The following is a 13,146-nucleotide window of genomic DNA, read 5'->3' as shown; positions in this document are numbered from 1 at the left end:
ACGGTCTTCAACGACGTTGCTCATGCAATGGTCCGTCCCGCCTGAAAAACGCGCTGGTCGCTCACTTTGGAGGACTAACATGCGTACGTTTGACCTGACCCCCTTCTACCGTTCCACCGTCGGCTTTGACCGCCTCTTCTCGCTGCTCGATCAGTCCGCCAGCGAAAGCTCGCCGGGCTATCCGCCCTACAACATCGAGCGCACCGGTGAGAACAATTTCCGGATTTCCGTCGCTGTCTCCGGCTTTTCGCAGAATGAAATCTCGATCGTCGCCAAGGAAAACACCCTGACGATCAAGGGCGAGAAAGCCGCCAACGAGAACAGCCAGTCCAGCGAAGTGCTTTATCGCGGCATCGCGTCGCGCGCCTTCGAGCGCCAGTTCCAGCTTGCCGATTTCGTGCAGGTGAAGAACGCCTCGCTCGAGAACGGCCTGCTCCACGTCGATCTCGTCCGCGAGATTCCCGAAGCCGCCAAGCCGCGCCAGATTCCGATCACCACCTCGGTCTCCGCGCCGAAGGTCGCCGAGCAGGTCGCGGCCTAAATCTCCGGCTTGTCGAACCTCCCAAACTGCAAAACGCCCCGGTGACCCGGGGCGTTTTTCTTGATCGGCCCGCTGAACGCCGGCGGCGATCAGACCACCGCGATGATCTTGGAGAATGCCGTCAGGACATCCGCTGCAAGGCCCAGATTCTGGGCCAGTTCATCGGCCTTCGCCTTGGCCTCCTTGAGCGTCTTCGCTGCTGACTTGAATGCGGCAGTGAACGGAGCGTACTCCTTTGTTCTGCTCAGCAGCCGCCTTTCCGCGATGAAATCGAGTTCGGTCGAGACGGCGTCCATCGCAGCGGCATAGGCCAGCGTTTCATTGGCATCGGTCGAGCGGCTGCCGAGCGCGTAGAGAACATCGAAACAGGCGCGCAGGGCACGCGGCGCGTCCCTCTGGCTGAAGATTCGCGGCGCCGGAGGCGAGAGCGGCCGAGTGCCGAAAATGTTCGAGAAGATATTGCCGAACAGATCGTTGCCCTGCGGCTGAAGCCCGAAATCCGAGCTGTCCCACAGCGAGGGCTGCCATTTGATTTCAGTGTCGTGAAACCGCTGCGACGCCTTGGCCAGACGGGCTTTTGCTTCCTCGAGAGTAGCCATCTCAGGCCTCCTTCTTTGCTGCCTTGATCAGCGCCGCAAGATCGTCAGCCAGCACGACAAAGCGTTTCAGGAAAAGTTCGGAGTTGGGATCGGCGGCGGCGACCGCAGCGTGAGCTTCGACCAGCGCATCCAGGACCTCCGCGTATTTCGCGGCGGCGACGGCCGTCGCGCGCATGGTGCCCGCTTCCTTCCGCGCCGTGTAATACTCGTTGTAGAGCTGCAGCCGCGTGACGTTCGGATCTTGGCCGATCAACTGGAGATTCGCTTTTCGCTGGACTTCGAAGAAATCCGCCTGCCGCTTCACCGAGTCCGCGACCAGCGCCATATCTTCCTTGAGCAATTTCACGACCGCGACGACATCATTGTTCCGCGCCACGATGATGGCCTGGATTTCGTTCGCATAGGCGTTCCCCATCAGAAATCCGGCAATGCGCGACCCGACCTTCAGGGCGGGCCCGGCGATGGGAGCGGACAGCGGCGAAGCGGCGGTGACGACATTGCTGGCAGCATCGCCAAGCTTGACCGAGGCCTGCTCGAGTTTCTCGATCGTGCCTTCGTCGATCGCCTTCTTGAGCGCGTCGCCGTATCCTTCCAGCGCTTTCGCGGCCTGCATCTGGGCACTGTTCTGGAGGCCGTTGATCTGGCTCGTCGGCGCATCGGCCAGCGTAAAGGCCAGCCCTGCCTGTCTTGCCGCCAGTTGTTGCGCTTTTGCCTTCTCGAAAGCGGCTCTGGCGTCCCCGATCGCTTCAGGGCTTCCCGCCACCTGTTGCACATTCGCCCTGCTCGCCATCGCAACTTCCGATGGCGACGGCCTGATTTCCTTGCTGCGAAGCAGCTTGCTGGCCTGAACTTCTTCCCCGTTCCGGATGGCGTTGGTCCGGTTCGACGCGATCGAGTCACGCACCAGCTTTCCGGTGGCTGTGATCGCATCGCCAAGTTGAGAGGCTTTTTCCGCCTCAGGAAGGCCTGCACAACCGGCAAGGCACGCAAGACAAATCACCAACCCAAGATACTTCATTGAAAAATCCCCAGCCCAAATGCGGCGAATTAAGGCATTTTTGCGGCAGGAGGTAAATGGGTATTTTTCAATCTAGAATTGCAAACGCCCTCACAGTGACAGGCTGTGACTGAGGCGCGCCGAATCCGGGCGCAGCCGCGCGGCAAATACCGCCTCCAGCCGCGCGCAACCACGTCTGGACCGCAACGCGCTCGTAAGCTGTCGTTACTCCAGTGTCTGGGCGTCCGGCATGGCCTGCGTCGGCCACAGCTTGACCGTCGAAGCCGGTGTTGAGGGCGCTGTTGCCGCCCCGACCGTTGTCGCAGGTTTGTTATCCGCTGCGGCTGGCTTCGCCGCCCCCGGAGTTTCGGCAGGCGGAGCCGCAGCCTGCTGCGCCGGAGGTGCTGCCTGCGGCGTGGTCGCGGTTGCGGCAGGTGCCGCAGTCCGGCTCGCAGCCTTCGCGCCGGAACGCTGCGATGTTCTCGGCACTGCGTTCGGCGGACGCGGCACGTTTCGCAGGTCGAGCAACGATCCCCGGCGGTTTTCATAACCCGCATAGACCCCGGGCGGCGGACCGGGCGGACCATAAACCGCCATCAGACGCTCATCGACGGCCTCGACGGGAATGAAGCGCATGATCTGCCCGGTGCGAGCATCGATGATCAGGCGGCCGTCCTCACCGTTCCGGTCGATGGCCGCGATGGTGTAGATCCAGCCGCGCTGTGTGACCCGGCCGAGGGGCGAATAGCCCCGCGATCGCAGAACGGTCACAACCTGCTCGGGCGGCAGCATCGGACGCGCCCCCAGTGTCGAGCGCTGGAAGCGGGTCGAGGGAATCGCAGCGTAAGGTCCCGGCATGTAGGGCCGCTGCGAATAAGGCCGCTCCTCATAGGAAGGCCGCTCGCTGGGCGGTCTTTCGTAAGCGGGGGGCGGCAGAGGCCGGTCTTCGTCCTCCAGGATTCGCGGCATGGAAATGTGGATGTCACCCACGATCGGAAAATCGTCGGCGGCGAACGCCGGCGACACCAGAGTTACGCCGACGGCCAACACCGCGCATCCGACCAACTGCTTTCTGGAAAACGACGTCATCTCGCAGGCCTCCCCGTTCTGGGTCCCAAATCCGTCCCCGGATTCCCAAAAATCCGGGGCAAACGTGATTTCCGATTTCGGCAGAGCTAGGACCGGACGGCGGCGGCAAATGCCTTAATCCAGCGGCGTTCACCGGCCGCTGCCACGCGTCTGCCGCGCATCCCAGTGTCCCGAATCCGCTGCTCGCCGCCTTCCGCCGCGCTGCCGTAGCGAGCTGCGGATTCGAAGGACACTGGACGATATTGATTCCAGTGTGGTTTCGGTTCGCAAGTCCACGAACGGAGCCCGCATCAGAGTTTTCGTGGACTTGCGAACCACCACACTGGGAGGACTCTCACGCGCTTGTATGATAGGAAAAAGTTTGGCAATCTCGGCATTAGGACAGGACTACTGTCCCAATTTCCGGGTAATCTCGGCACGGCGTTTGCAGCGCCGGTAATATCAGCAGGCCGCATGGCAGCCGGAAACGGCACGCGCGAACTGCACTTTCTAAAGCGAGGCTCGTGACATCGCGAGCGGTGGCCCCGAGGACTTCCTGAGAATGGGAAATTCCGAAGGGTTCCGCGAACGCCGAAGCTGCGGCCAAAATGGGTAAAAATAGACTGCCTCTAAATCGAAAGAGGCGTGAGGATGAGAATGAGCGGGTCAGAGTTCAAGCGGAATGAAATCGAGGTGGATGCGCCGATGGCGGACCCGGCCTTGAAACCGCGTGAACATAACTGGCGTCCGGAAGCCGCCGGTCTGTACGACCCTGCGCTGGAAAAGGATTCCTGCGGCGTCGGCTTCATTGCCAACATCAAGGGCAAGAAATCGCACCAGATCGTGTCCGACGCGATCAGCATCCTTTGTAATCTCGAGCATCGGGGCGCGGTCGGCGCCGACCCGCGCGCCGGTGACGGCGCGGGCATCCTTGTGCAGATTCCGCACGCCTTCTTCGCACGCAAGGCGAAGGAAGCCGGCTTCACCCTGCCCGGCCCCGGCGAGTACGCCGTCGGCCAGATGTTCATGCCGCGCGAGAAGTCCTGGCGCGAAGTCATCAAGGGCATCATCAAGGACAAGATCAAGTCGGAAGGCCTGAAGCTGTTCGGCTGGCGCGAAGTGCCAACCGATAACTCCTCGCTCGGCGTGACCGTGAAGCCGACCGAACCCACCTGCATGCAGGTGTTCATCGGCTGCGGCGACTGCGCGGACGAAGACGATTTCGAACGCCGTCTCTACATTCTGCGCAAGTCGATCTCGAACGCGATCTATCAGCGCCGCGAACGCGCGCTCGCCGGCTACTATCCGGTGTCGATCTCGTGCCGCACCGTCGTCTACAAGGGCATGTTCCTCGCCGACCAGCTCGGCAAGTACTATCCCGACCTGCACGAGCCGGATTTCGAATCCGCGCTGGCGCTGGTGCATCAGCGTTTCTCGACCAACACCTTCCCGGCGTGGTCGCTGGCGCATCCCTACCGCATGGTCGCCCATAACGGCGAAATCAACACCCTGCGCGGCAACGTCAACTGGATGGCCGCGCGTCAGGCCTCGGTCTCCTCCGAGAAGTTCGGCGAGGACATCGAGAAGCTGTGGCCGATTTCCTACGAAGGCCAGTCGGACACCGCCTGCTTCGACAACGCGCTCGAATTCCTCGTGCAGGGCGGCTACTCGCTGTCGCACGCGATGATGATGCTCGTGCCCGAAGCCTGGGCCGGCAATCCGCTGATGAGCGAAGAGCGCCGTTCGTTCTACGAATATCACGCAGCCCTGATGGAGCCGTGGGACGGCCCCGCCGCGATTGCGTTCACCGACGGCCGCCAGATCGGCGCGACCCTCGACCGCAACGGCCTGCGTCCGGCGCGTTATCTCGTCACCAAGGACGACCGCATCGTGATGGCGTCCGAAATGGGCGTGCTGAAGATTCCTGAGGACCAGATCGTCACCAAGTGGCGCCTGCAGCCTGGCAAGATGCTGCTGGTCGACCTCGAGCAGGGCCGCCTCATTCCCGACGACGAAATCAAGGCGGAGCTCGCCAAGAGCCACCCGTACCGCAAGTGGCTGGACCACACCCAGATCGTGCTCGAGGAAATGGCAGACGCGCCGGCCAAGGCTGCGCGCTCCAACCTGTCGCTGCTCGATCGCCAGCAGGCCTTCGGCTACTCGCAGGAAGACCTCACCGTGCTGATGACGCCGATGGCGTCCACCGGCGAGGAAGCCGCGGGCTCGATGGGCACCGACACCCCGCTCTCCGCGCTGTCGAGCAAGCCGAAGTCGCTGTTTACCTACTTCAAGCAGAACTTCGCGCAGGTGACGAACCCGCCGATCGATCCGATCCGCGAAGAGCTGGTGATGAGCCTCGTCTCGATCATCGGCCCGCGCCCGAACCTGTTCGACATCGAAGGCCTGTCCAAGACCAAGCGCCTCGAAGTGCGCCAGCCGATCCTGACCGACGCGGATCTGGAAAAGATCCGTTCGATCTCGGACGTCGCCGACAATCACTTCAGGTCGCGCGCGCTCGACACCACGTTCCACGCCGGCCTCGGGGCCGCGGGCATGGAGCAGGTGCTGGAAGAACTGTGCGGCCGCGCCGAAGCTGCGGTGCGCGAAGGCGTCAACATCATCATCCTGTCGGACCGCGCTGCGGGCTCGGATCGGATTCCGATCCCGTCGCTGCTGGCGACCGCCGCCGTGCATCATCACCTGATCCGCACCGGCCTGCGCACCTCGGTCGGCCTCGTCGTTGAATCCGGCGAACCGCGCGAAGTGCATCACTTCGCCTGCCTTGCAGGTTACGGCGCGGAAGCGATTAATCCGTATCTGGCCTTCGAATCCATCATCGCGATGAAGGACCAGTTGCCGGCCAAGCTCGACGACAAGGAAATCGTCAAGCGCTACATCAAGTCGATCGGCAAGGGCCTGCTCAAGGTCATGTCGAAGATGGGCATCTCGACCTATCAGTCCTATTGCGGCGCGCAGATTTTCGACGCCGTCGGCCTGAAGGCGGATTTCGTCGCGAAGTATTTCGCCGGCACCCACACCCGTATCGAAGGCGTCGGCCTTGCCGAAATCGCCGAGGAAACCGTGCGCCGTCACTCTGAAGCGTTCGGCGATGCGCAGATCTACAAGACCGCGCTCGATGTCGGCGGCGAATATGCCTACCGCTCGCGCGGCGAGGATCACGCCTGGAACGCTGAGACGGTGTCGCTGCTTCAGCACGCGGTGCGCGGCAATTCGCAGGAGCGCTATCGCGCCTACGCAAAGGTGCTGAACGAGCAGTCCGAGAAGCTGCTGACGCTGCGCGGTCTGTTCAGGCTCAAGACCGCCGAGGACGACAAGCGCAAGCCTGTGCCGCTTGACGAAGTCGAACCGGCCAGGGAGATCGTCAAGCGCTTCGCCACCGGTGCGATGTCGTTCGGCTCGATCTCGCGCGAGGCGCACACCACGCTGGCGATCGCGATGAACCGCATCGGCGGCAAGTCCAACACCGGCGAAGGCGGCGAAGAGGCGGATCGCTTCAAGCCGATGGCGAACGGCGACAGCATGCGCTCGGCCATCAAGCAGGTCGCTTCGGGACGGTTCGGCGTGACGACGGAATACCTCGTCAACTCCGACATGATGCAGATCAAGATGGCGCAGGGCGCAAAGCCCGGCGAAGGCGGCCAGTTGCCCGGCCACAAGGTCGACGCGACGATCGCCCGCGTGCGCCACTCGACGCCCGGTGTCGGCCTGATCTCGCCGCCGCCGCATCACGACATCTATTCGATCGAAGACCTCGCGCAGCTCATCTACGACCTGAAGAACGTCAATCCGGACGGTCAGGTCTCGGTCAAGCTCGTCTCGGAAATCGGCGTCGGCACGGTTGCCGCCGGCGTTGCCAAGGCGCGTGCGGATCATGTGACCATCTCCGGCTTCGAGGGCGGCACCGGCGCGTCGCCGCTGACCTCGATCAAGCACGCGGGTTCGCCGTGGGAACTCGGCATCGCCGAAACCCATCAGACTCTTGTGCGTGAACGCCTGCGCAGCCGCATCGTGGTTCAGGTCGACGGCGGCTTCCGCACCGGACGCGACGTCGTGATCGGCGCGCTGCTCGGCGCGGATGAAATGGGCTTCGCCACCGCGCCGCTGATCGCGGCCGGCTGCATCATGATGCGCAAGTGCCATCTCAACACCTGCCCGGTCGGCGTCGCAACGCAGGACCCGGTGCTGCGCAAGCGCTTCACCGGCCAGCCTGAGCACGTCATCAACTACTTCTTCTTCGTCGCCGAGGAAGTCCGCGAGATCATGGCCTCCATGGGCTTCCGCACCTTCCAGGAGATGGTCGGCCAGAGCCAGATGCTCGACCAGGCAACCCTGGTGGCGCACTGGAAGGCCAAGGGTCTCGACTTCTCGAAGCTGTTCTTCAAGCAGCCCGCCCTGCCCGACCAGAAGATCTATCACTCCGAGGCGCAGGACCATCATCTGGAGAACGTGCTCGACCGCACCCTGATCAGGGAAGCGCAGGCGGCGATCGACCGCGGCGCTCCGGTGAAGATCGAGGCGGAAATTCACAACACCGACCGCAGCGCAGGCGCGATGCTGTCCGGCGTTGTCGCCAAGACCTATGGCCACACCGGCCTGCCGCTCGACACCATCCATGTCAGCCTCAAGGGCACGGCAGGACAGGCGTTCGGCGCGTGGCTGGCGCGCGGCGTCACCTTCGATCTCGAAGGCGAAGGCAACGACTATGTCGGCAAGGGCCTGTCGGGCGGACGCATCATCGTCCGGCCGCCGAAGATTTCCGGCATTGTGCCGGAAGAGTCGATCATCGTCGGCAACACGGTGATGTACGGGGCCATTGAGGGCGAATGCTACTTCCAGGGCGTCGCCGGCGAGCGCTTCGCGGTGCGCAACTCCGGCGCGGTCGCCGTGGTCGAAGGCGCGGGCGACCACTGCTGCGAATATATGACCGGCGGCATCGTCGTGGTGCTCGGCAAGACCGGCCGCAACTTCGCGGCCGGCATGTCCGGCGGCGTGGCTTACGTCATCGACGAAGATGGCACCTTCGAGAAACGCTGCAACATGGCGATGGTCGATCTCGAGCCGGTGCTGTCCGAGGAGATGATCAACCAGAACGCCTTCCATTCGTCCGGCGATCTCGAGGCGCATGGCCGCGTCGACGTGTTCTCGAACCTGCTCGGCGAGGACGTCGAACGGCTGCATGTTCTGATCACGCGGCACGCCAAGCTCACCGGCTCGGCGCGGGCGCAGCACATCCTCGCGAACTGGAAGAAGTATCTTCCGATGTTCCGCAAGGTGATGCCGGTCGAATACCGCCGCGCGCTGAAGGAAATGAAATCGCGCGAGCCGGAAGAGCCGAAAATCGCGATCGGGGCGTAAGAAACGAATCCACGTCATCGCGAGCGCAGCGAAGCAATCCACTCTCAAAGCAAAAGCTGGATTGCTTCGTCGCTACGCTCCTCGCAATGACAACGAAACTTTGAAGGGGCGTCGGGTTTAAAATGGGTAAGCCTACAGGTTTTCTTGAGATCGAGCGTCACGACCGCAAATACGAGCCGGTCGCGGAGCGGGTAAAGGATTTCAGGGAATTCGTCATTCCGCTGAGCGAGAAGGACACGCGCGATCAGGCCGCGCGCTGCATGAATTGCGGCATCCCCTATTGCCACGGCACCGGCTCGGTTCAGCCCGGCACGCCCGGCTGCCCGGTCAACAACCAGATCCCGGACTTCAACGATCTCGTCTACAACGGCAACTGGGAAGAAGCCTCGCGCAACCTGCACTCGACCAACAACTTCCCCGAATTCACCGGGCGCATCTGCCCGGCGCCGTGCGAAGCCTCGTGCACGCTGAACATCGACGACAACCCGGTCACCATCAAGACCATCGAATGCGCCATCGTCGACCGCGCATGGGACAGCGGCTGGCTCAAGCCGGAAGTCGCGGCAACCAAGACCGGCAAGAAGGTCGCCGTGGTCGGCTCCGGCCCGGCCGGCCTTGCCGCCGCGCAGCAGCTCGCGCGCGTCGGCCACGAGGTCCATGTGTTCGAGAAGTTCGCCAAGGCCGGCGGACTGCTTCGCTACGGCATTCCCGACTTCAAGATGGAAAAGGGCATCATCGACCGCCGCGTGGCGCAGATGGAAGCTGAAGGCGTCGTCTTCCACTACAACACGCCGGTCGGCGGCAGCTACGCCGGCGCGGTCGAACCGCAGGACCTCGTCAAGGCCTACGACGCCGTGGCGCTGACCGGCGGCGCGGAAGCCTCGCGCGACCTGCCGATTCCCGGCCGCGACCTCGACGGCATTCACTTCGCGATGGACTTCCTGCCGCAGCAGAACCGCCGCGTCGGCAACGAGCCGCTCGGCGATGTCCGCGAGATTCTCGCAGGCGGCAAGGACGTGGTGGTGATCGGCGGCGGCGATACCGGCTCCGACTGCATCGGCACCTCGATCCGCCAGGGCGCGACCTCCGTCACCCAGCTTGAAATCATGCCGGCCCCGCCGGAGCGTGAGAACAAGGGCCTGACCTGGCCGAACTGGCCATTGAAGATGCGCACCTCGTCAAGCCAGGCCGAAGGCGCGATCCGTGAATACGCCGTGCTGACGCAGAAGTTTTCGGGCCACGACGGCAAGGTCGCGAAGCTGCATTGCGTTCGCGTCGACGACAAGTTCCAGCCGGTGCCGGGCACCGAGTTCGAAATCAAGGCCGAACTGGTGCTGTTGGCGATGGGCTTCGTCCATCCGGTGCACGAGGGCCTGCTGAAGAAGCTCGGCGTCGAACTCGACCCGCGCGGCAACGTGCGCGCCTCGACCAACAACTACCAGACCTCGGTGGCAAAGGTGTTCTCGTCAGGCGACATGCGCCGCGGACAGTCTCTCGTCGTCTGGGCGATCCGCGAAGGCCGCCAGTGCGCCGCCGCGATCGATCAGTTCCTGATGGGATCGACCACGCTGCCGCGCTAATCGAACATGACCATTATTGTCTACGTTGCAGCAGCCCTCGCCGAAATCGGGGGCTGTTTTGCTTTCTGGGCCTGGCTGCGTCTCGGCAAATCCATCTGGTGGCTTATTCCCGGCGTCGTATCGCTGGTACTGTTCGCCTCCCTTCTGACGCTGGTGCCCAGTGACGCGGCAGGACGCGCCTATGCCGCTTATGGCGGCGTCTACATCATCGCGTCACTGATGTGGTTATGGGCGATGGAAGGCGTGCGGCCCGACCGCTGGGACATCGCAGGCGCGGCGCTCTGCCTGATCGGCGCGGCCGTCATCCTGTTCGGGCCCCGTTCGGTTTAGGCGCGACATCACGTGCAAAAGAAAAAGCCCCGCCGCGAGGACGGGGCCTTTTCGTTTCACGCCGCTTATTCGATGACGCGAATGACGCGGCGCGTCCGCGGCTCGACGATCACACGCCGGTCGTTCACCACCGCATAGTGGTACTCGGTGTGGCTCGGCACCGGACGCAATTCGACATATTCCGGTAGCGGTTCACCGACCACCACACGCTCCTTCACGACGACCGACGGTCCCGGCAGGCCCGTGACCGCGGAAATCACAGCCGCCGGAATATCGACCGCGGTCCCGACCGCTGCGCCGACCGTGCCGCCAACGGCTCCGCCGACCGGCCCACCAATGGCGTGACCCGTCGCCGCGCCGTCGCGCGCGCCCTGCTCTGTGGCGGTCTGCGCAAGCGCCAGTCCCGGCGTCAGTGCGATCGCCGCGACTGCCATGGCCGTACGAATCTTCATGTCGTCCTCCTCTTCATGTTGAGACGGTCATCAACCGCTAATGGCAATGACCGTTCCAAATCGGAGATGCCGGAACCGGAGAAAATTTTGGCAGCGATTGCAGGGAGGCGGAACTGCGGAACCCGAGCGCCCGGCTTTCAGTTTTTCTGAATCCAGAACTGATACATCGTCGCGAAGGTCGAGGGATTTTCGGCTTCGAACTCTGTCCAGTTTGCGAGATCGGTCGCAGCCCTGTCGTTTGGAAAGCGCTGGAGATAGCTGATGCGCGATGGCGTTTCGAAGCCGAGGAACGTGAAGCCGCTCTGCGTGAGAAAATCCGCGATCTGCGGGATCGAGAACTGGTGCTCCTGCACATGGAACAGCAGGTCGCGGCATTCGCTCGTGCTGAAGAAATCGCTGAACCCGGTGATGTTGTGCAGCGGATCGCCCGGCGCGCGGCTTGCGAACTCTGCCCGCAGGCGGCGCACTTCGGACACTGAGTAGTCTCTGCCCTGCTGCGCAAGATACGCCCGCGCGGCATTGATGTCGGCACGCGCGGTCGCACTGTAAAGTCCGATGTGCATGAGCCCGCCTGGACGCACCAGACCGGCAAGCCTGCGCCAGCCCGTCAGCGGGTCTTTGAGGTGATGCAGCACGCCGCTTGAATCGACAACGTCGAACGTCCTGTTGCTCTCCAGCGCCAGAATGTCCGCCTGCGCATAACGCAGGTTGGTCAATCCGAGTTCTTTCGTCTTTCGGATCGCGTAGCTGAGGCTGCTGAGGCTGAGATCGATGGCGAGGATGTTGGCGGACCTGAACTGCAGCGCGCGCTGGATCGCATGCTGCCCGGTGCCACACCCCGCAACCAGAACATCGAGCGCACGATGTCCGAGCGGCTTGTAAGGCACGCCGGGAAACCGCATCCCGATATAGTGATCCACCGGTAGCGGCTGGGTCTCCGCGAAGATCCTGCTCCATCGCGGATAGGGATTCTCCTCGTACTGCGCGCGCACCTTTTCCGAGACGTCATCCTCGATTGCAGTCAGCCGTTCAATCGAGGACCGAATGTTCAGTTCCTCGCGATGATCGGTGATGTGCTGCTTGATCAGTCCTGCCATGGCGTCAGGCCAGGATCGTTCCGCAAGTTGTTCAGCGCCGGGAAGCGAATGCAGCGGCAGATAGCTCGCGAGAGTCGCGAGTTTGATCGGCGCAACTGTCTCGTTCCGCGCGATCGCCCCGGCAATCTCATCGCGAAGCTGGCGAATCTGAACTGTCTCGTCTTCGGTGACATCGAAGACATACTCGTTGATGAAGCCCTGTTGGCCGAGCGCCGACGCCAGCGGCAGCCACGCCTCGTCGGACTCCAACGCGCCTGACGCAATCTCGCTCAGCAATGCGCGGCGGACGGCTGTCAGAACCCGCTCGATTTCAACGGTCGTAGCAGGCGAGGTGCCGAGCAACGCTTCCAGCAGGCCGTCGCCATGCAACAGTGCGAGATCGTCACGCGTAAATAGCTCAGCCAACCGGGCGGAGCCTGCATGCGATAGCCGCTCGACACAGCGCGTCATCGCCGGACTGCGAAGCAGGATCACTCCCGCCGCAGCCGACAGATCGCGCGGGCGGCACCAAGGCTCACGCAAGGCCCGCACCAGAAGCTGGACGATATTCGGATCAAGCTTGACCACCGCAGGATCGAGCGAGCGAAGCGCCATCACGAATGTCGACTTGAGCCCCGCGCTATCCTCCCGCCGCAATCCTTCGGCGGCAACCGTCAACGCTTCGCCTGAGCGGCCGTGAAGCAGCAGCAGAGCGGCGAGATTGTTGCGCGCTCCGGGAAAGTCGGGGCTTATCTCCAGCACCTTGCGATTGTGCACGATGGCTTCGTCGTCGCGTCCGCAGTCGGACAGGATGCGCGCCAGATTGTAATGCGGCTCGGCGCTGCGCTTGTCCGATGCGATGGCTTTCCGCAACAGATCGATACCGGCCTCGCTGTGACCCATCTGATGCGCGAGCAGACCGAGATAGCCGAGGGCGCCGGTGTGACGGGGATTGGCGGCGAGCACGTCGCGATAGTTCGCCTCGGCCTCGCGCAGCCGTCCGGCCTGATGATGCGCCATGGCCTGGTGGAACAGGGTTTCCTCGAGAAATCCGGACGAGCGCGCGGCGTCCTTGCCGGTTTTTCCTTCAGCCCGGCGTTGCTTTCTGTTCACGATCTCGACCTGAG

Annotated in this window: 9 protein-coding genes; 4 read left to right on the top strand and 5 right to left on the bottom strand. The window is 63.1% G+C overall.

Features of this window, described 5'->3' with window-relative positions; translation table 11 throughout:
- Positions 1 to 79 precede the first annotated feature (79 nt).
- Entirely contained in the window at positions 80 to 541 is a 462-nt protein-coding gene (locus I554_RS0108300) for an Hsp20 family protein (RefSeq protein WP_024577690.1), read from the top strand.
- A gap of 89 nt (positions 542 to 630) precedes the next feature.
- Here the strand turns inward: I554_RS0108300 and I554_RS0108295 are convergent, their stop codons facing one another.
- The 3 genes from I554_RS0108295 to I554_RS0108285 form a co-directional block, all read right to left on the bottom strand.
- Positions 631 to 1,140 (bottom strand): hypothetical protein, encoded by a 510-nt coding sequence (locus tag I554_RS0108295; protein ID WP_024577689.1) that lies wholly within the window; start codon positions 1,138 to 1,140, stop codon positions 631 to 633.
- Between the two features lies 1 nt (position 1,141).
- Positions 1,142 to 2,158 (bottom strand): hypothetical protein, encoded by a 1,017-nt coding sequence (locus I554_RS0108290; RefSeq protein ID WP_024577688.1) that lies wholly within the window; start codon positions 2,156 to 2,158, stop codon positions 1,142 to 1,144.
- A 204-nt stretch (positions 2,159 to 2,362) separates the two neighbouring features.
- Positions 2,363 to 3,226, bottom strand: coding sequence for a hypothetical protein (locus I554_RS0108285; protein ID WP_024577687.1), 864 nt, complete (start codon positions 3,224 to 3,226; stop codon positions 2,363 to 2,365).
- Between the two features lie 636 nt (positions 3,227 to 3,862).
- Between I554_RS0108285 and gltB the strand changes: the two genes are divergently transcribed.
- The 3 genes from gltB to I554_RS0108265 all read left to right on the top strand — a co-directional run bounded on the left by gltB (position 3,863) and on the right by I554_RS0108265 (position 10,491).
- The gene (gltB, locus tag I554_RS0108275; RefSeq protein ID WP_024577686.1) at positions 3,863 to 8,581 is read left to right on the top strand and encodes a glutamate synthase large subunit; all 4,719 of its coding nucleotides are present in this window, start codon (positions 3,863 to 3,865) and stop codon (positions 8,579 to 8,581) included.
- Between the two features lie 122 nt (positions 8,582 to 8,703).
- Positions 8,704 to 10,161: a glutamate synthase subunit beta gene (locus tag I554_RS0108270; RefSeq protein WP_024577685.1), complete on the top strand. Its 1,458-nt coding sequence runs from the start codon at positions 8,704 to 8,706 to the stop codon at positions 10,159 to 10,161.
- A gap of 6 nt (positions 10,162 to 10,167) precedes the next feature.
- Entirely contained in the window at positions 10,168 to 10,491 is a 324-nt protein-coding gene (locus I554_RS0108265) for a YnfA family protein (protein WP_024577684.1), read from the top strand.
- Between the two features lie 65 nt (positions 10,492 to 10,556).
- Here I554_RS0108265 and I554_RS0108260 read toward each other — a convergent pair whose 3' ends face one another.
- Together I554_RS0108260 and I554_RS0108255 are read right to left on the bottom strand one after the other, a co-directional pair.
- Positions 10,557 to 10,943, bottom strand: a complete 387-nt coding sequence (locus tag I554_RS0108260; protein ID WP_024577683.1) for a DUF1236 domain-containing protein — start codon at positions 10,941 to 10,943, stop codon at positions 10,557 to 10,559.
- Positions 10,944 to 11,080: 137 nt separating this feature from the next.
- Positions 11,081 to 13,132, bottom strand: coding sequence for a methyltransferase domain-containing protein (locus I554_RS0108255; protein ID WP_024577682.1), 2,052 nt, complete (start codon positions 13,130 to 13,132; stop codon positions 11,081 to 11,083).
- Positions 13,133 to 13,146: the final 14 nt, after the last annotated feature.

The sequence above is a fragment of the Afipia sp. OHSU_II-C1 genome, from assembly GCF_000497575.1.
In the GTDB taxonomy this organism is placed as follows: domain Bacteria; phylum Pseudomonadota; class Alphaproteobacteria; order Rhizobiales; family Xanthobacteraceae; genus Afipia.
This window is presented reverse-complemented; position numbering and strand designations above follow the sequence as displayed.